Here is a 17,966-nt window from a genome sequence, read left to right as displayed (position 1 = left end):
GTCAGCGGACGCCGCGGGGGCGGAACTGGATGCTGATGCGTGGGCCCACCGCGCGCCGGGTCTTGGGGATCGCGTGTTCCCATGTGCGCTGGCACGATCCGCCCATGACGATCAGGTCGCCGTGGCCCAGTGGGTAGCGGACGCTCGCTCCGCCGCCGCGGGGGCGGAGTAGCAGGGCGCGGGCGGCGCCGACCGACGCGATCGCGACCATGGTGTCGTGGGTGGCGCCGCGGCCGATGGTGTCGCCGTGCCAGGCGACGCTGTCATTGCCGTCGCGGTAGTAGCAGAGTCCGGCCGTGGTGAACTCTTCCCCGAGCTCCTCGCGGTAGTGCGCGCTCAAGGCGTCACGCGCCTCGTTCAGGACCGGATCCGGTAGTTCGCGCCCCTGCTCGTAGAAGGACAGCAGTCGCGGCACATCGACGACCCGGTCGTACATGGGGCGCCGGTCCGCTCGCCACGGGACACTCGTCGCGAGCCGATCGAACAGTGCGTCCGCGCCGGTCAGCCAGCCGGGCAGCACGTCCACCCAGGCGCCGTCGCCGAGTTCGGTGCGCCGCATCCGATCCAGCGCTCCGACCGTGGCCTCCCCGAACCCGTCGAGCAGTGATCCCTGCAGTGGTGTCGACATGCGATCGAATCTAACACATGATCGAACGGGTGTTCGAGTGTCGTGATCTTCGGCGTGCCCGGACCCCGGTCCGGGTCGCCGGCTTCACCACTCGCCGTTCTCCAGGACCTCGCCGAGTTTCGAGAGGGTGGTCTTCCAGCCGCGTTCCATGGCGTTGCGCGCCATCTTCTGCCGGCGGTCGGTGATGTCGAACCCGGTCTGCGTCAACAGCAGTCGCGTGCCGCGGCCCTGCGGCTGGATGGTCCAGTCGACGACCCAGCGGGCCGGCTTCTCGGCGCGCATATCGACCCAGGTGATGGTCAACTGCTCACCCGGCCGGGAGGTCAGGACTTCGCCGGCGATCTCACCGGCCGGCTTCAGCGGGATCACGAAGATGAAATGTGTTCCGACCGTGGCGTCGAACCCGATCGATCGTAGGAGCAGCCACTGCTCGATCAGATCCGGTTCCGTCAGCGCCTGCCACACGGCGTCCGGCGACTGCGGGTAGAAGCGGCCGATCTCGACCGCGGCGGGGTCCAGTTCCGAATCAGAAGTCACCTTTCGCACTCTATGACCGCGCGCACCGCTTTGCGGACATGATCGCGCAGCCAGGCGTGTGCCGGGTCGGTGTCGTGCCGGTGATGCCAGGCCATGATCACCGGAAGTTCCGGGAGATCGAACGGTAATGGACGCGCGCGCAACGCCATTCGTGTCCATAGCGGTTTACACGCCTGGGCCGGTACGACGGCGACCGTATCGGTGATGGCGGCGAGTTCGAGCGCGGCGGAAGCGGTTGGCAGACAGGCGAGTACACGCCGGTGCAGGCCCTGTTCGGCGAGCAGGTCGTCGAGGACGCCGTACAGGCGGCCCCGGCGCGACACGGTCACGTGGGTGGCGTCCGCGAATCGCCGCGGTGTCAGGTCACCGGAGGCGAGCGGGTGATCGGCGCGGAAAACCGCTACCAACTGGTCGGTTCCGAGGGCCTCCGCGGCGATCTCGGGCCGTACCGGGCGGCCGGAGCCGACCTCCAGATCGGTATGGCCGCGCTGCAGGTCGCTGGTGTCGGTGGACTGCTCGGCCTGGAAGCTGATCCGCACGTGCGGGGCGGTCGCGGCGACGGCCGTGGTCAGCGCCGGTGCGAGGGCGCTGACGAGCACCTCGTTCGCGCGGACGGTGAACACGCGGTCGAGCCGATCCAGATCCAGGGTGCGGACGGGAGTGAGCACCGCAGTCGCCCGCCGCACCAGCTCACGGGTCTCCTCCCGCAATTCCAGGGCGCGCGGCGTCGGCGTCATGGTGCGCCCGGTGCGCACGAGGATGTCATCGCCGGTGGCGCGGCGGATGCGGGCGAGGGTCCGGCTCATGGCGGGCGGCGACAGATGCAGCCGATCGGCCGCCGCGGCCACGCTGTTCTCCTCGAGCAGGGCATCCAGCGCTACCAGCAGGTTGAGGTCCACATGCACCACGGTAACTCTTCAATTGACAAGAGTGCACTGGAAGTCATGTGGCTGCGCTTCTACCGTGAAATGCGGAGCGGGCCAACAGGTCCCAGCAGGGAGGCAGATCATGGTCATCGAAAGCGCAATCATTGCCGGCGCGGGCATCGTCGGACTCGCCACGGCCGTCCGGCTGTCACAACTGGGCGTCCACGTCCTGGTCTGCGAACAGGCCCCGGAGATCCGGGCCGCCGGCGCCTCGATCGGCCTGTGGCGCAATGCCCTGGACGTCCTGGACGACGCCGGCCTGGGCGCGGCGGTCGACGCCCTCGGCGCCCCGATCGCCACCTGGTTCTACGACGCCACCGGCACCCCGCACCGCGACCCCGCGTACACCGACGCCGACCACGAATTCCTGCTCGTACCCCGCAGGCAACTCAACGAACTACTCGCCGACACGGTCGGCCGCGGATCGATCCGCCTGGGTGCCCGCCTCATCGGCTTCGGGGAGACCGCGGACTCGGTCACCGCTGAATTCGCCGACGGCACCCGGGCCACGGCGGACCTGCTGATCGGCGCCGACGGCGTCTACTCCCGCGTCCGCGAGCACCTGCTCCCCGGTACCGACGCCTACGAACACACCGGCCACCACGCTTGGCGCGCAACGGTTCCCACCGGCAGCGGGCCCGCCGCCGGCACGATACTGACCGTCGGCCGACACCGCAGCCGTGGCGGCTTCACCCGCACCTACGGCGACACCATCATGTGGATGGTGAACCGCTTCGAGTGCCCGCCGCTGACCGGCACCAAGCGTGAACAGGCCCTGGAGGTCGCCGGATTCCTCAACGACAACGGCTGGAACGACGCCCTCCTGGACCTGATCGACGCGACCCCCGAGGACGCGATCCTGCACAACCGGATCATGTTCGTCCCCGCCCTACCGCGCTGGACCTCCGACCGGGTTGCCCTCATCGGCGATGCCGCCCACGGCCTCTCGCCCCATATCGCCGCGGGCGGCACCCTCGGCATCGAGGACGTCGGCGTCCTGACCCACGCCCTCACCGGCCACGACGCCCTCCCGGAGGCCCTGCGCGCCTACGAATCCGATCGGCTCCCGCGGTATCGGACCGTTCATGAGCACTCGCGCGCTGTCGAACAGGCCGGCGACGCAGGCGTATACGCACATCGCTACGCCGCCTTCAGCCACTGGATGCTCACCGAGCGCCCCAAAGTCGGCATCTGAAACTCCTTGCCCTCGAAGAGAATTACAGCCCGGACGCGGCAGCCGACGTCTCGATGTCGTGCTGCCGCACAAAGGCGTCCACCCGCGCCAGCACCTGCTCCCGATGCGGGCTCTGATACAGCACACCGTGACCGATCCCGGGGAAGACCTCGAACTCCGAGCGCCGGACATGCGCCGCAACGCGTTCGCGGGCCCGCTCCACATCGGTCACCACCGATTCCGCCCCGAAGATCACCAGTGTGGGCGCGTCGATCGCCTGCAGCTCTTCGTCTTTCAGCGGCTGCGGCCAGGGCGTCCGGGTCCGATAACCGAGTGAGGTCTTCGCGCACGCCAGTTCTTGCGCGGACACCTCCAGCCCCGGCGTCAGCCATTCGCTGGCCTTCCGCATGTTCTTGTCGGTGGGCCGGATGCCGTAACACATCACCTTCAGCAAGAATCCGAGAGTCGGTTTCACCAGTCCCGCACCGGGTTCCACCAGTGTCAGACTCGCAATGCGCGCCGACCCGTGCACGCCCGCCATGGCGCCCCGCCAGGCGCCCTCGGAATAGCCGAGGACATGAGCCCTGTCGAGCCGGAGCTCCGCCAGCACATCGTCGAGCCAGATGCCGTAATCGGTTGCCGTCGTGATGGGTTCGGTCTGCTCGCTCAGCCCCGGCGCACCGATCGTATCGAGCGTGTACACGACCCGGTCACGCGTCAACTGCTCGATGATCGGATACCAGCACAACCCGTTCCCGCCCAGCGGATGCAGCAGAACAATCGGCGTCGCGCTCCCCGCCCCGCTGCGGTACACGCGGGTCGGGCCGTATGTCGTCGGCACGTCGAGTGCGCTCGTCTCGACCGGCCACAGTTCCTTCAGCGACTCGTAGGCCGCCATGTAGGCCGCGCGTGCCGCAACGCTCTTCCATCGTCCGATCTTGGCCATGGCCTCCCCTTCATCGTCTTTGATGATATGAACGTACAACAAAAGATGTTATTGGCATACCATAAAAAGCTCAATGCCTGAGCGGCGTGCGAGAGGCACATCACAAGGGGAGGGTCAGCTCTGCTCTTCGGGCTCGTCGAGTTCGACGACGCCGTCGCGGTCCGCCCATTCGAGCAGCTGATCGATGCGGAACACCGCTTGGTCGATGCCTGCGTGCAGGTCGCCGAGTTCGGCGTAGCGGGCCGGGACCGTCTTCATGGTGAAGTCGCGGGGATCGATGTCGGGGATTTCGTTCCAGTGGATCGGGGTGGAGACGGTGGCCTCGGGGACGCCGCGGACCGAATAGGCGGCGGCGATGGTGTGGTCGCGGGCGTTCTGGTTGTAGTCGACGAAGAGTTGTCCCGGGTCGCGGTCCTTGCGCCACCAGGTGGTGGTGACGTCGTCGGGGGCGCGGCGTTCGACTTCTTTTGCGAAGGCCAGGGCGGCGCGGCGGACGTCGGTGAAACCCCGCTCCGGGGCGATGCGGACGTAGATGTGTAATCCCTTGCCGCCGGACGTTTTCGGCCAGCCGACCGCGCCGAGTTCGTCGAGTACCTCGTGGGCGACGCCGGCGACCCGCTGGACTCGGGACCAGGGGCAGTCGGGCATGGGGTCGAGGTCGATGCGCCACTCGTCGGGGCGTTCGGTGTCGGCGGCGCGGGAGTTCCAGGGGTGGAATTCGACGGTCGACATCTGGACGGCCCAGATGACGTCGGCGAGTTCGGCGACGCAGAGTTCATCGGCGGTGCGCCCGTAGCGCGGGAAGGACACGCGCACGGTCGGCACCCAGTCGGGTGCGCCCGCGGGCAGCCGTTTCTGATGCACCTTGTCGCCGGCGAGGCCTTTGGGGAAGCGGTGCATCATGCACGGCCGATTCCGCAGGGCGTTGACTATGCCGTCCCCGACGCTGAGGTAGTACCGCGCCAGATCGAGCTTGGTTGCCCCGCTCTCGGGGAAGTACACCCGGTCGGGGCTGGACAAGCGGACGGTGCGGTCGCCGACCTCTAATTCGATGGCGGGCGAACCGGACTTACTGGCCACGGGTTCGACGATAGTGGGCGATCATCGGCCCGGCACGCTAATGCGATCTCATTTCACCTGGACGTGGGCTCGCACGAAGTCCACGACCACATCGGTGAACTCGTCGTTGGCATCGCTGGCTGCGGTGTGCGCGGCCGAATTGATCTCCGCGTACTCGGCCTGCGGCACCAGGGCCCGGAAGGCGGCCACGCCCTCCTCGCTGACCACGTCGGACAGCGCGCCGCGGACCAGCAGCACCGGAATGGTGAGCTTGCGGGCGGCGTCCTCGAGCGCCGCGGTGTGCAGGTCGATGTCCTCGCCCTTACCGGACATCATGGCCGGGTCCCAGTGCCAGTACCAGCGGCCGTCCGAGCGTCGGCGCAGATTGCGCTGCAGCCCTTCGGGATTGCGCGGCCGGCGGCGATGGGGGAGGTAGGCGGCGACGACGTCCGCGGCCTCCTCGAGGGATGCGAAGCCTTCCGGGCTGCTGCTGAGGAAGTCGAGCACGCGCTGCACTCCGGCGCGTTCGGTGCGGGGCACCACGTCGACGAGAACGAGTCCGGTGATGAGGTCGTGGCGCGGGTGCGTGGTGGCGATGAGGCTGGTCAGCCCGCCCATGCTGGCGCCCACCAGGATGGCGGGTCTGCCGAGTTGTTCGAGCACGCCCATGAGGTCGCCGACCATGGCTTCGCGCCGGTAGTCGCCGTCGGGCGCCCAGGCGCTGTCGCCGTGCCCGCGCGCGTCGAGCAGGACGGCGTGTAGCCCGGCCTTGGCGAGGGCGAGTCCGGAGTCCTTCCAGGAGTGGCGGTTCTGCCCGCCGCCGTGCAGGAAGACCACCAGCGGGCCGTCCTGGGGTCCCCAGCTGTCGCCGGCGAGGTCGAGGCCGCCGTAGCCGTGGAAGGTCAGGCGGTCGGGCTCGGTCGAGTAGGCGTCATTGCTCACCTTCGCACTATTGCACACGGCGGTTTACGGTGTATGAAGACTCGTCAGTAGCTGGGACTGCCGATCGTGATCGGTCAGCGTGAGCATCCGCATCGGGTAGGGAATGGCGATGCCCAGTTCCCGGTAGCGCCGGTGCAGCGCCTTGATGAATTCGCTGACCAGCAGGTACTGATCCTCGTAGTGCCGGGTGCGCAGCACCACCCGGAATTGGACGCCGGACTCGCCGAAGGTGTGGAACCGCACGCGTGGATCCGCGCCCGCGAAACCCACATCGAGTTCCTTCATCACGCGCCGCGCCACATCCATGGTCACCGATTCGACGTAATCGAGGTCGCTGTCGTAACTGGCGCTCACCTCCACCGTGACCGCCATGTCCTGTTCCGGGCGATGGAAATTGGTGAGGATGGCATCGGCGAACTTGCGGTTGGGCACGATGATGAAGTTGCCCGGTATGTCCTGGATGGTGGTGGTCCGCCAGTTCACATCGCTGACCCAGCCCGTCTCGCCGCTGTCGAGCTTCACGAAATCGCCCGGCTGCACCGTCTTGGACGCCAGAATGTGCACGCCCGCAAAGAGATTCGCCAGCGTGCCCTCCAGCGCCAGCGCGATGGCCAGCGCGCCGATGCCCAGTGCGCCCAGCAGTGGCGTGATCTGGATGCCCACGCTCTGCAAGGTGATGAGCACGCCCAGCACGAACACGATGATGCGAGTGATGGTGGAGAACAAGGTGACCGAGCCGGAGATGCCGGTGACCCGCCGCGCCACCGTGGTCACCACCTCGGCCGCCAGCCGCGCCACCGCGTACGTAATGGCCAGCAGCAGTGCGGCTTCCAGCATCTGCTTGACCGTCGTATGCGAGACCGGCAGGCCCGTGGGCAGCGCCAGTGCCAGCGTGAGGCCGGCGAGCGAGGCCACCGGCACCGCGAGATCGTGCGCCAGTCCGAAGGTCATGCGATGCACCGCGCGGGTATGCGCCGAGGTCTTGGCGGCGATGCGATCGATCAGCCGGCGGGCGGTGATGCCGACGAAAGGGCCCGCGATGGCGAGCGCCGCGGCGATTGCCCAGATCACCGGTTTGTTCATCCGGGATTCCTCCACATCGAGAGATGGCGGTGGACCTCACACAGACTCGTCGGGATCATAGCCGTGCGGTAGCCGCCCCTCGGCGGGGACCGGTCAGCCGCGGGACAGCAGGGCGTAGTGGGCGGCGATCTCGCCGGTCGCCAGCGCGTGCTGGTCGATAGCCGCTCGTGCGGTGGCGCTGTCCACGCCATCGGGCAGGCCCAGGCTCGGCGCATCCAGCGCATAGACCACCACGTGGTAGATGTGCGGCCGTCCGGGCGGCGCACACGGGCCCATGTACCCGAGCGCGTACTGGCCGTCCGCCTGCTTGGCCAGTGGCGAGTGCGACGGCAAACCCGTTGGCAGCGAGGTGGTTCCGGCGGGAATGTCGAAGGCGACCCAGTGCCATACGGTCCCGCCGATGGCATCGGGATCGGACATGACCACCGCATAGCCGCGGGTTTCCGCGGGCGCCCCCGACCAGGTGAGGTCGGGGGAGAGGTCATGCCCGCCGCACAGCTGCGCCACCTGGTCGTTGGTGATCGCCGAGCCGTCCGGCATGGCGGTGCTCGATACCGAAAGCGATTCCGGCGGTGTCGCATTCGCCGTGCCCGTGCCGAGGCCGAGTCCGAAGACGGCGGCCAGGGCCACGCTGCCCAGAAGCGGCGGGATATTGCGCAGGTCGAGGGCGAAGCTGCGGACGATCATCGAGCCTCCTTCGGTTCGGCGGTGCGGCCGATCCGGGCGAGGGAGCGGTCCACCAGGGCGAGCAGGAGGAACAGTGCGGCGGCGGCGAGCATGAACCAAGCCAGTGCGTGCAGCCCGGCCGCGCCGGTATCGCGTGAGAGAAATGTACCGCTCGCCGCCGCGGCCCCGATCGCCCCCAGGTAGATGAAGGTCCGCAGCAGTCCCGCCGAGGATCCGATGCGGGCCGGATCGGCCTGGTAGTAGACGGCATTCTGGTTGGCGAGGCTGTTCAGCCCCTGCGGGATGCCCATGATCAGCGCCGCGGCCAGCAGCAGCCAGAGGCCGACGGCACTGTGCATGGTCAGCAGCACGGCCGCGGCCAGCACCTGCGCCGCACCGCCCACCAGCAGCTTGCCGCGAATCTCCTTGCGCCGCCCCGTGAGCGCGGAGATGCCGATCGCCGTGATCGACATGGGGAGCAGGATCATGCCCGCTCCGGCGGCGCTGAGCCCGCGGCCCTGTTCCAGCCATTGCGTGAAGCCGTACAGGAAGCAGTATCCGACCAGGGATGTCAGCAGCGCACGCACGTAGGTGGCCAGCAGTGGAAGATTGCCGCCGAGCAGTCGAACATCGAGAAATGGTTCGTTCGTGTGCAATTCACGCCACACCAGTGCGGCGGCCGCCGCGATCATGATGACGGGCAGATACCAGTGTGACACCTGCGGATTCATCAGGAACAGCAGCAGGGTGATCAGCGTGGCGGCGAAGAGCCCGATGCCGGGCAGGTCCAGTCCGGCGGTCTTCGGTCCCTGCGGCACAGCGGTTTTCGGCAGCCGCCGCGACCCGATGATCAGGCAGGCCAGTGCGAGCGGGATATTCACGGCGAAGGTGGCGCGCCAGCCGCCGAGGTGGATCAGCAGCCCGCCCAGCGTGGGCCCGATGACGACGATGGTCTGTCCGGCGACCGCCAGTGCGGTCAGCACTCCCGCCGGACTGTCCTTCCCGGTCCGCTCGGATTCGCTGCGGATCAGATACATGGCCGCGGGATAGCCTGCGCACGTGCCGAATCCGAGAATGATCCGGGCGATGACCAGCACCCAGAGTGCGGGGGCGATCATGCCGATCACCCCGGCGATGCCGGTCAGTGCGGCCCCGGCGAGATAGAGCTTGCGCGGCCCGAAGATATCGATGAGCCGCCCGACGACGGGCTGCCCGATGGCGGTGGCCAGGTACAGCGCCGACACCAGCCAGGCCGTCTCCGAAGCCGGTGCCCCGAAGGCGATCCCGATGGGTACCAGCGAGACCGCGATGATCGAGGAGTTCACGGGGTTGAGCACCGAGGAGAGGATCATCGGCGTCATCAGCCGGCGGTCGAACCCCTCGGATCGTGCGGTTGTGCGGTCGGTTCTCTTGAGCGCGAACGTCATTCCTGTCCCAGTCTTTCCAGCAATGCCAGCGCCGCCAGTACGGTCTGCCGCTCGTCCTCGGTGTATTTCTCCGCGAGGGTGTGGGCCAGCCATTCATTGCCGGCGGCGCGGCGTCCGTTCATGTAGTCGCGTCCCGCCGTGGTGAGGGACACGATCTGCCGGCGCCCGTCATTGGGGTCGGGCCGGCGTTCGACGAATCCGCGTTCGGTGAGGTCGGCGAGGTGGGTGGCGACGGCCTGGGGGCGTACCCGTTCGGCCGCGGCGAGCTCGCTGGCGGTGGCATCGCCCTGCTTCAGCCGGCTCATCGTCGAGAGCTGTGAGGGTGTGAGTTCTTTGTTGTCCGACACTTCCAGGAACCGTCGCCGCAGCCGGCTGGTGAGTACGCGCAGTCCCTGGGCGGCTTCGAGGGCCGAGGGGGCGGGGGTTCCGAGGGAAGTGGTCATGTGTTCAACCGTAGATCGACAATCTGAATTGCGCAATTCAGATTGCACAGTTTTGCTGTCGATCACACCTGGCGCGCTGGTGGCGGTGCTCACACGCCCGCCCCCGATGCCGGACGTTCGCTGGCACGCTGCTAGGCTCGCTCCCCGAAAGACATCCTTTAACGGACCGTCCGGTGAGGCGGGGAAGGAGGTCGGCATGGCTGTGCCCGAAGATCGGGCGGCCAAGTCGAGCGCTGCCGAATACTCGCAGCGGCACGACCCTGAACAGGTTCAGGCCGGTCGCGAGCTGCTCTCGGATTCGGATGTCGGCCGGACGATCGCGCGTATGGCGCATCAGATCATCGAGAAGACCGCTCTCGATTCCGGTGATACCGAAGTCCCCCGCGTGGTCCTGATCGGAATCCCCACGCGCGGCACCACACTCGCCACCAGGCTGGCGTCCCGGATCGAGGAATTCTCCGGGGTGCGCCCCGCCCTCGGCTCCCTCGACATCACCCTGTATCGCGACGATCTGCGCTCGCGTCCGCATCGCCCGCTCGAACGCACGTCCGTGCCCGAAGGCGGGATCGACGACGCGTTGGTGGTGCTGGTCGACGATGTGCTCTTCTCCGGTCGTACCGTGCGCTCGGCCCTGGACGGGCTGCGCGATCTGGGCCGCCCGCGCGCGGTGCAGCTGGCGGTGCTGATCGATCGCGGTCACCGCGAACTTCCCATCCGCGCCGATTACGTCGGCAAGAACGTGCCCACCTCGCGCACCGAGGACATCTCGGTGCTGCTGCGCGAACACGACGGTCGCGACGGTGTGTACCTGCGTCAGGAGGCTGCCGACCAGTGAAGCATCTGTTGTCGGTCACCGACCTGGACCGTGCCGCCGCCACCGGTTTGCTGGACGAGGCCGAACGCTTCGAGCAGGCGCTGCTCGGGCGCGAGGTCAAGAAACTCCCGACCCTGCGCGGGCGCACGGTCATGACGGTGTTCTTCGAGAACTCCACCCGCACCCGCGTCTCCTTCGAGGTCGCGGGCAAGTGGATGAGCGCCGACGTCATCAATGTGAGCGCGTCGAGTTCCTCTGTCTCCAAGGGTGAATCGCTGCGCGATACCGCGCTGACCCTGCACGCGGCGGGCGCGGACGCGCTCATCGTGCGGCATCCGGCCTCCGGCGCGGCGCATCAGATCGCGCGCTGGTTCGCCGAAATGACGGAGAGCTCCGGCGGTTACGCCGGTCCCGGCCCCGCGATCATCAATGCCGGTGACGGCACCCACGAGCACCCCACCCAGGCGCTGCTGGACGCGCTGACCTTGCGTCAGCGCCTCGGCGACCTGGAGGGCAAGCGGGTGCTGATCGTCGGCGACATCCTGCACAGCCGGGTGGCGCGCTCGAACGCTTTCCTGCTCGGCACCCTCGGCGCCGAGGTCGTGCTGGTCGCGCCGCGCACGCTGCTGCCCGTCGGGGTGGAGCAGTGGCCGGTGCGGGTCTCGCACTCCCTGGATGCCGAACTGCCGGGCGCGGACGCGGTCATGATGCTGCGCGTGCAGGCCGAGCGCATGAACGGCGGCTTCTTCCCGTCGGCGCGCGAATACTCGATCAACTACGGCCTGAGCGAGCGCCGCCTCGCCATGCTCGACGAGCACGCGGTGGTGCTGCATCCGGGCCCCATGCTGCGCGGCATGGAAATCGCGTCGGCGGTCGCCGATTCCCCCAAAGCGGCTGTGCTGCAACAGGTCAACAACGGAGTTCACATGCGCATGGCGGTGCTGTTCCGCCTGCTGGTGGGAACGGATGAGGTGGTCGCGTGAACGGGTCAGGCCCGAAGACGGCAGCCTGCGTAACCGCGCAGGGCCCCCGGTCGCGCGGAAGGGAGACAGCATGAGCGTCCTGATCAAGAACGTCCTTCTGTACGGCGAAGGCGAACCGGTCGACGTGCTGCTCGCCGACGGTGAGATCCGGGAGATCGGCGCGGGCCTGACGGCCGACGACGCCGAAATCGTCGACGGCGCCGGGCAATACCTGCTGCCGGGCTTCGTGGACCTGCACACGCATCTGCGCGAGCCGGGCCGCGAGGACACCGAGACCATCGAATCCGGTTCCAGCGCAGCCGCTCTCGGCGGCTACACGGCGGTCTTCGCCATGGCCAATACCAACCCGGTCGCCGACTCCGCCGTGGTCACCGACCATGTGTGGCGGCGTGGCCAGGAGGTCGGCATCGTCGACGTGTACCCGGTGGGTGCGGTCACGGTCGGCCTGAAGGGCAAGCAGCTCGCCGAAATGGGCACCATGGCAGCCGGAATCGGCGCGGTGCGCATGTTCTCCGACGACGGCATGTGCGTCTACGACCCGCTGATCATGCGCCGCGCGCTGGAGTACGCGAACTCGCTCGGCGTGCTCATCGCGCAGCACGCGGAGGAACCGCGGCTCACCGAAGGCGCGGTGGCGCACGAGGGCCCGACCGCCGCCCGCCTGGGCCTGGCCGGTTGGCCACGCGCGGCCGAGGAGTCCATCGTGGCCCGCGACGCGCTGCTGGCGCGGGATGCCGGTGCGCGCGTGCACATCTGCCACGCCTCCACCGCCGGCACCGTCGAACTGCTGAAATGGGCCAAGGCCCAGGGTATTTCGATCACCGCTGAGGTCACCCCGCACCACCTGCTGCTGGACGATTCGCGGCTGGAGACCTACGACGCGGTGAACCGGGTGAACCCGCCGCTGCGCGAGGCTTCCGATGTGGCCGCGCTGCGGCAGGCCTTGGCCGAGGGCGTCATCGACTGTGTCGCCACCGATCACGCCCCGCACGCCGAACAGGACAAGTGCTGCGAATTCGCGGCCGCCCGCCCCGGCATGCTGGGCCTGGAGACCGCGCTGTCGATCATCGTCGAGACCATGGTCAAGACGGGTGCGCTGGATTGGCGCGGCGTCGCCAAGGTCATGAGCGAGAACCCGGCCCGCATCGTGGGCCTGGACGATCAGGGCCGGCCGCTCGCGGTCGGCGAACCGGCGAACCTGGCGTTGATCGATCCGGATACCGAATGGACGGTCCAGGCGAAGGAACTCGCCTCGATCGCCCACAACACTCCGTACCAGTCGATGACCCTGCCCGCGAAGGTGACCGCCACCTTCCTGCGCGGCCGGCTCACCGCCCGGGACGGCAAGATCGTCGCCGGTTAGCGGCGGGTGGGGAACCGAGGAGGACCGTAATGGAGCGAACGCTGCAAGTGCTGCTGCTGGTGGTGCTGTTCGCCTTGTGCCTGTGGCTCATGTACCGGGCCTGGACGAAGCGAGCGAAGAAGCAAGCGGGCGCGATCGGTGATCTGCCCGCTGTGCCCGCCGATTGCGGGGCCCAGTTGCTGGAGCCGACCACCGGTATGTACCTCGGTAGCACCTTGGCGCCCAGCTGGATTCAGCGAGTCACGGTGGGCGACTTGGGTTTCCGCGCCACTGCCGAAATGACCCGGTTCGAGCGGGGCATCCTGCTGGAGCGGTCCGGCGCGGGCACGATCTGGATTCCGCAGGAATCCATTACCGCGGTCCGCACCGAGCGTGGGCATGCGGGCAAAGTGATGACACAGGATGGAGTGCTGGTAATTCGCTGGACACTGCCGACCGGAACCGAGGTGGATACCGGTTTCCGGGGGGACGACAAGGCGGTGTATCCGGCGTGGACCGGCACACAGACGACGAAGACGGGAGACGAGGCATGAGCAGCGGTAATCAGGGCGGGCCAGGGGGCAAAGACGCCGTGATGGTGCTCGAGGACGGCCGCGTGTTCCGCGGGACGACCTTCGGCGCCGAAGGACAGACTCTGGGTGAGGCGGTGTTCTGCACCGCGATGACGGGCTATCAGGAGACCCTCACCGACCCCAGCTACGACCGGCAGATCGTGGTGGCCACCGCCCCGCAGATCGGCAATACGGGCTGGAACGACGAGGACGACGAGTCCTCCCGCATCTGGGTGGCCGGTTACGCCGTGCGCGACCCTTCGCGACGCGTCTCCAACTGGCGCGCCAACCGCAGCCTGCAGTCGGAGCTGGAGAAGCAGAGCATCGTCGGCATCGCGGGCATCGACACCCGCGCGCTGGTACGGCACCTGCGCACTCGCGGCTCGATGAAGGCCGGCATCTTCTCCGGTGCGGAACTCGCCGACTACGAGGAACTCCTCGCGCGCGTCACCGGCCAGCCCTCCATGCTGGGCGCCGACCTGGCCGGTGAGGTCTCGACCGATGAGATGTACACCATCGAACCGGACACCGAGCACCGATTCACCGTTGTCGCAGTCGATCTCGGCATCAAGTCCAACACCCCGCGCATGTTCGCGCAGCGCGGTATGCGGGTGCACGTGGTGCCCTCGAATGTGACTCTGGACCAGATCAAGGAACTGAACCCGGACGGCGTGTTCCTGTCCAACGGCCCGGGCGACCCGGCCACCGCGGACGGCGCGGTCGCGCTCACCCAGGGTGTGCTGCAGGAGAACATCCCGCTGTTCGGCATCTGCTTCGGCAACCAGATCCTGGGCCGGGCGCTGGGCCGCAACACCTACAAGATGAAGTTCGGCCACCGCGGCATCAATGTGCCGGTGATCGAGCATCATTCGGGCCGCATCTCGATCACCGCGCAGAACCACGGGTTCGCCCTGGAGGGTGAGCGCGGCGAGGTCTTCGATACCCCGTTCGGCAAGGCCGAGGTCTCCCATATCTGCGCCAATGACGGTGTCGTCGAAGGCGTGCAGCTGGTGAACGGCCGCGCCTTCTCCGTGCAGTACCACCCCGAGGCGGCGGCCGGTCCCCACGACGCCGCCTACCTGTTCGACCGTTTCGCCATGCTGATGGAAGGAGCCTGATGCCACGCCGCACCGATCTGAACCACATCCTGGTGATCGGCTCGGGCCCGATCGTCATCGGCCAGGCTTGCGAGTTCGACTACTCGGGAACCCAGGCGTGTCGCGTCCTGCGGTCCGAGGGCCTGCGCGTGTCGCTGGTGAACTCCAACCCGGCGACCATCATGACCGACCCGGAGTTCGCGGACTCGACCTATGTCGAGCCGATCACCTGGGAATTCGTCGAGAAGGTCATCGCCAAGGAGCGCCCGGACGCGATTCTCGCGACGCTGGGCGGTCAGACCGCGCTCAATTGCGCTGTCGCCCTGCATGAGAACGGCATTCTGGAGAAGTACAACGTCGAGCTGATCGGCGCGGATTTCGAGGCCATCCAGCGCGGTGAGGATCGCCAGAAGTTCAAGGACATCGTCGCCAAGGTCGGCGGCGAGAGCGCCCGCTCCAAGGTCTGCTACACCATGGCCGAGGTGCACGAAACCGTTGCGGAGCTGGGTTTCCCGGTCGTCGTGCGCCCGTCCTTCACGATGGGTGGCCTGGGCTCGGGCATGGCCTACAACGACGAGGATCTCGATCGCATCGCCGGCGGCGGCCTGGCCGCCTCGCCCACCGCGAACGTGCTCATCGAGGAATCCATCCTGGGCTGGAAGGAATTCGAGCTCGAGCTCATGCGCGACCGCAATGACAATGTGGTCATCGTCTGCTCGATCGAGAACGTGGACCCGATGGGCGTGCACACCGGAGACTCGGTCACCGTCGCCCCGGCCATGACCCTCACCGACCGCGAATACCAGAAGATGCGCGATCTCGGCATCGCCATCCTGCGCGAGGTCGGCGTCGACACCGGCGGCTGCAATATCCAGTTCGCGGTGGACCCGGCCGACGGCCGCCTCATCGTCATCGAGATGAACCCGCGCGTCTCGCGCTCGTCCGCCTTGGCTTCCAAGGCAACGGGTTTCCCGATCGCGAAGATCGCCGCCAAGCTGGCCATCGGCTACACCTTGGACGAGATCGTCAATGACATCACCAAGGAAACCCCGGCCTGCTTCGAGCCGACCCTGGACTACGTGGTCGTCAAGGCCCCGCGGTTCGCGTTCGAGAAGTTCCCGGGCGCCGACCCGACGCTGACCACCACCATGAAGTCGGTCGGCGAGGCAATGTCCATGGGCCGCAACTTCTCCGAGGCCCTCGGTAAGGTGCTGCGCTCGCTCGAGACCAAGGCCACCGGCTTCTGGACCCAGCCCGACGGCGACTGGACCGATGTCGAGGCGATCCTCGAGGATCTGCGCACCCCGACCGAGGGGCGCATCTACCAGGTGGAGCGCGCGCTGCGCTTGGGCGCGAGCGTCGAGGACACCGCCAAGGCCTCGGGCATCGACCCCTGGTTCGTGGCCGAGGTCGCCGCCCTGGTGGACCTGCGTCAGGAGATCCTGGACGCCGCCGTGCTGGACGAGCCGCTGCTGCGCACCGCCAAGCACTACGGTCTCTCCGATCGCCAGATCGCCGCGCTGCGACCGGAACTCGCGGGCGAGGACGGCGTGCGCGCGCTGCGCCACCGGCTGCAGATCCGCCCGGTGTTCAAGACCGTCGACACCTGTGCCGCCGAGTTCGAGGCCAAGACCCCGTACCACTACTCGGCCTACGAGCTGGATCCCGCCGCCGAATCCGAGGTTGCCCCGCAGCGTGAGCGCGAGAAGGTGCTCATCCTGGGTTCGGGCCCGAACCGCATCGGCCAGGGCATCGAATTCGACTACTCGTGCGTGCATGCGGCGCAGACGCTTTCGGACGCGGGCTACGAGACCGTCATGGTCAACTGCAACCCCGAGACCGTCTCCACCGACTACGACACCGCCGATCGCCTCTACTTCGAGCCGCTCACCTTCGAGGACGTGCTCGAGGTTTACCACGCGGAGACCGAATCCGGCACCGTCGTCGGCGTCATCTGCCAGCTCGGCGGCCAGACCCCGCTGGGCCTGGCGCAGAAGCTGACCGATGCGGGCGTGCCCGTGGTCGGCACCTCGGCCGCGGCCATCGACCTGGCCGAGGACCGCGCCGAGTTCGGCGATGTGCTTGTCGCGGCGGGTCTGCCGGCGCCGAAGTACGGCACCGCCACCACCTTCCCGGCGGCCAAGAAGATCGCCGCCGAGATCGGCTACCCGGTGCTGGTGCGCCCGTCCTACGTGCTGGGCGGGCGCGGCATGGAGATCGTCTACGACGAGCAGACCCTCGAGGGCTACATCTCCCGCGCCACCGATATCAGCCCGGATCGCCCGGTGCTCATCGACCGGTTCCTGGAAGACGCCATCGAGATCGACGTCGACGCCCTGTGCGACGGCGACGAGGTGTACCTGGGCGGCGTCATGGAACACATCGAGGAGGCCGGTATCCACTCCGGCGACTCGGCGTGCGCCCTGCCCCCGATCACCCTGGGCCGCAGCGATATCGAGGCCGTGCGCCGCTCCACCACCGCGCTCGCCAAGGGCATCGGCGTCAAGGGCCTGCTGAACGTGCAGTACGCGCTCAAGGACGATGTGCTCTACGTCCTCGAGGCCAACCCGCGCGCCAGCCGCACGGTGCCGTTCGTGTCCAAGGCCACCGCCGTGCCGCTGGCCAAGGCCGCGGCGCGAATCGCGCTGGGCGCCACCATCGCCGAACTCCGCAAGGAGGGCCTGCTGCCGGCCGAGGGCGACGGCGGCACCGTGCCGATGGACGCCCCGGTCGCGGTCAAGGAGGCCGTGCTGCCGTTCCACCGCTTCAAGCGGCCCGACGGCAGCGGCATCGACTCGCTGCTCTCGCCGGAGATGAAGTCCACCGGCGAGGTCATGGGCATCGACGCCGACTTCGGCACCGCGTTCGCCAAGAGCCAGACCGCTTCCTACGGTTCGCTGCCGACCGAGGGCGCCGCCTTCGTCTCGATCGCCAACCGCGACAAGCGCGCCATGGTCTTCCCGGTGAAGCGCCTGCACGATCTCGGCTTCCGCATCCTGGCCACCGAGGGCACCGCGGAAATGCTGCGCCGCAACGGAATTCCGTGCGAGCAGGTGCGCAAGCACTCCGACGAGGCGACCGATCAGCCCAGCATCGTGGACATGATCAAGGACGGCGAGGTCGACATCGTCTTCAACACCCCGTACGGCAACAACGGTCCGCGCGTGGACGGTTACGAGATCCGCACCGCCGCGGTGAGCGCGAACATCCCGTGCATCACCACCGTGCAAGGCGCGGCCGCGGCCGTGCAGGGCATCGAGGCCACCATCAACGGCGGCATCGGGGTGCGGTCCCTGCAGGAACTCCACGCCACCCTGCGGGGCTGAG

At 68.0% G+C, this 17,966-nt stretch carries 17 protein-coding genes; 7 read left to right on the top strand and 10 right to left on the bottom strand.

From position 1 onward, the window contains the following. Position 1 precedes the first annotated feature (1 nt). The 3 genes from ACIP5Y_RS30070 to ACIP5Y_RS30060 form a co-directional block, all read right to left on the bottom strand. A complete protein-coding gene (locus ACIP5Y_RS30070) occupies positions 2-628 on the bottom strand; it encodes an alpha-ketoglutarate-dependent dioxygenase AlkB (protein WP_400355117.1) in 627 nt (208 codons plus the stop codon). Between the two features lie 84 nt (positions 629-712). Then, on the bottom strand, positions 713-1,165 hold the full coding sequence (locus ACIP5Y_RS30065; protein WP_400355115.1) for an SRPBCC domain-containing protein: 453 nt from the start codon (positions 1,163-1,165) through the stop codon (positions 713-715). Next, positions 1,162-2,064: a LysR family transcriptional regulator gene (locus ACIP5Y_RS30060; protein WP_400355113.1), complete on the bottom strand. Its 903-nt coding sequence runs from the start codon at positions 2,062-2,064 to the stop codon at positions 1,162-1,164. The genes ACIP5Y_RS30065 and ACIP5Y_RS30060 overlap by 4 nt, the downstream gene beginning before the upstream one ends. A 109-nt stretch (positions 2,065-2,173) precedes the next feature. Between ACIP5Y_RS30060 and ACIP5Y_RS30055 the strand changes: the two genes are divergently transcribed. Then, complete coding sequence (locus ACIP5Y_RS30055) at positions 2,174-3,286, top strand: FAD-dependent oxidoreductase (RefSeq protein ID WP_400355112.1); 1,113 nt, start codon at positions 2,174-2,176, stop codon at positions 3,284-3,286. Positions 3,287-3,308: 22 nt separating this feature from the next. Here the strand turns inward: ACIP5Y_RS30055 and ACIP5Y_RS30050 are convergent, their stop codons facing one another. The 7 genes from ACIP5Y_RS30050 to ACIP5Y_RS30020 all read right to left on the bottom strand — a co-directional run bounded on the left by ACIP5Y_RS30050 (position 3,309) and on the right by ACIP5Y_RS30020 (position 9,831). Further along, entirely contained in the window at positions 3,309-4,250 is a 942-nt protein-coding gene (locus ACIP5Y_RS30050; protein ID WP_400355111.1) for an alpha/beta fold hydrolase, read from the bottom strand. A 75-nt stretch (positions 4,251-4,325) separates the two neighbouring features. Then, complete coding sequence (ligD, locus tag ACIP5Y_RS30045; protein ID WP_400355110.1) at positions 4,326-5,291, bottom strand: non-homologous end-joining DNA ligase; 966 nt, start codon at positions 5,289-5,291, stop codon at positions 4,326-4,328. 48 nt (positions 5,292-5,339) lie between these two features. Next, complete coding sequence (locus ACIP5Y_RS30040; protein ID WP_400355108.1) at positions 5,340-6,212, bottom strand: alpha/beta fold hydrolase; 873 nt, start codon at positions 6,210-6,212, stop codon at positions 5,340-5,342. Between the two features lie 24 nt (positions 6,213-6,236). Continuing rightward, positions 6,237-7,295, bottom strand: coding sequence for a mechanosensitive ion channel family protein (locus tag ACIP5Y_RS30035; protein WP_400355106.1), 1,059 nt, complete (start codon positions 7,293-7,295; stop codon positions 6,237-6,239). A 93-nt stretch (positions 7,296-7,388) separates the two neighbouring features. Then, complete coding sequence (locus ACIP5Y_RS30030) at positions 7,389-7,982, bottom strand: YbhB/YbcL family Raf kinase inhibitor-like protein (protein ID WP_400355104.1); 594 nt, start codon at positions 7,980-7,982, stop codon at positions 7,389-7,391. Beyond that, the gene (locus tag ACIP5Y_RS30025; protein WP_400355102.1) at positions 7,979-9,388 is read right to left on the bottom strand and encodes an MFS transporter; all 1,410 of its coding nucleotides are present in this window, start codon (positions 9,386-9,388) and stop codon (positions 7,979-7,981) included. Before ACIP5Y_RS30025 ends, ACIP5Y_RS30030 begins: the two co-directional genes overlap by 4 nt. After that, positions 9,385-9,831, bottom strand: coding sequence for a MarR family winged helix-turn-helix transcriptional regulator (locus ACIP5Y_RS30020; RefSeq protein WP_400355100.1), 447 nt, complete (start codon positions 9,829-9,831; stop codon positions 9,385-9,387). Before ACIP5Y_RS30020 ends, ACIP5Y_RS30025 begins: the two co-directional genes overlap by 4 nt. Positions 9,832-10,027: 196 nt before the next feature. On the opposite strand from ACIP5Y_RS30020, the gene pyrR reads away from it, so the two are divergent. From pyrR to carB, 6 genes are all read left to right on the top strand, one after another. Continuing rightward, the gene (gene pyrR / locus ACIP5Y_RS30015; RefSeq protein WP_400355099.1) at positions 10,028-10,666 is read left to right on the top strand and encodes a bifunctional pyr operon transcriptional regulator/uracil phosphoribosyltransferase PyrR; all 639 of its coding nucleotides are present in this window, start codon (positions 10,028-10,030) and stop codon (positions 10,664-10,666) included. Further along, on the top strand, positions 10,663-11,628 hold the full coding sequence (locus ACIP5Y_RS30010; RefSeq protein WP_400355097.1) for an aspartate carbamoyltransferase catalytic subunit: 966 nt from the start codon (positions 10,663-10,665) through the stop codon (positions 11,626-11,628). Before pyrR ends, ACIP5Y_RS30010 begins: the two co-directional genes overlap by 4 nt. Before the next feature lie 70 nt (positions 11,629-11,698). Then, on the top strand, positions 11,699-12,991 hold the full coding sequence (locus ACIP5Y_RS30005; protein ID WP_400355096.1) for a dihydroorotase: 1,293 nt from the start codon (positions 11,699-11,701) through the stop codon (positions 12,989-12,991). A 29-nt stretch (positions 12,992-13,020) separates the two neighbouring features. Further along, positions 13,021-13,524 carry a transporter gene (locus ACIP5Y_RS30000; protein ID WP_400355094.1) on the top strand — a complete coding sequence of 168 codons (504 nt, stop codon included), beginning with the start codon at positions 13,021-13,023 and terminating at the stop codon, positions 13,522-13,524. Further along, a complete protein-coding gene (gene carA / locus ACIP5Y_RS29995) occupies positions 13,521-14,660 on the top strand; it encodes a glutamine-hydrolyzing carbamoyl-phosphate synthase small subunit (protein WP_400355092.1) in 1,140 nt (379 codons plus the stop codon). The genes ACIP5Y_RS30000 and carA overlap by 4 nt, the downstream gene beginning before the upstream one ends. After that, complete coding sequence (gene carB / locus ACIP5Y_RS29990) at positions 14,660-17,965, top strand: carbamoyl-phosphate synthase large subunit (protein ID WP_400355090.1); 3,306 nt, start codon at positions 14,660-14,662, stop codon at positions 17,963-17,965. Before carA ends, carB begins: the two co-directional genes overlap by 1 nt. The last annotated feature ends 1 nt before the right edge of the window (position 17,966 follow it).

It is taken from the genome of Nocardia sp. NPDC088792 (genome assembly GCF_044750615.1).
Lineage (GTDB): Bacteria > Actinomycetota > Actinomycetes > Mycobacteriales > Mycobacteriaceae > Nocardia.
This window is presented reverse-complemented; position numbering and strand designations above follow the sequence as displayed.

What these genes read in the sequence shown, in the direction of transcription:
- ACIP5Y_RS30000 (WP_400355094.1), top strand. Translation starts at nt 13,021, where the DNA reads ATGGAGCGAACGCTGCAAGTGCTGCTGCTGGTGGTGCTGTTCGCCTTG.
- ACIP5Y_RS30070 (WP_400355117.1), bottom strand. Translation starts at nt 628, where the DNA reads ATGTCGACACCACTGCAGGGATCACTGCTCGACGGGTTCGGGGAGGCC.
- carB (WP_400355090.1), top strand. Translation starts at nt 14,660, where the DNA reads ATGCCACGCCGCACCGATCTGAACCACATCCTGGTGATCGGCTCGGGC.
- ACIP5Y_RS30030 (WP_400355104.1), bottom strand. Translation starts at nt 7,982, where the DNA reads ATGATCGTCCGCAGCTTCGCCCTCGACCTGCGCAATATCCCGCCGCTT.
- ACIP5Y_RS30025 (WP_400355102.1), bottom strand. Translation starts at nt 9,388, where the DNA reads ATGACGTTCGCGCTCAAGAGAACCGACCGCACAACCGCACGATCCGAG.
- ACIP5Y_RS30005 (WP_400355096.1), top strand. Translation starts at nt 11,699, where the DNA reads ATGAGCGTCCTGATCAAGAACGTCCTTCTGTACGGCGAAGGCGAACCG.
- pyrR (WP_400355099.1), top strand. Translation starts at nt 10,028, where the DNA reads ATGGCTGTGCCCGAAGATCGGGCGGCCAAGTCGAGCGCTGCCGAATAC.
- ACIP5Y_RS30020 (WP_400355100.1), bottom strand. Translation starts at nt 9,831, where the DNA reads ATGACCACTTCCCTCGGAACCCCCGCCCCCTCGGCCCTCGAAGCCGCC.
- ACIP5Y_RS30035 (WP_400355106.1), bottom strand. Translation starts at nt 7,295, where the DNA reads ATGAACAAACCGGTGATCTGGGCAATCGCCGCGGCGCTCGCCATCGCG.
- carA (WP_400355092.1), top strand. Translation starts at nt 13,521, where the DNA reads ATGAGCAGCGGTAATCAGGGCGGGCCAGGGGGCAAAGACGCCGTGATG.
- ACIP5Y_RS30055 (WP_400355112.1), top strand. Translation starts at nt 2,174, where the DNA reads ATGGTCATCGAAAGCGCAATCATTGCCGGCGCGGGCATCGTCGGACTC.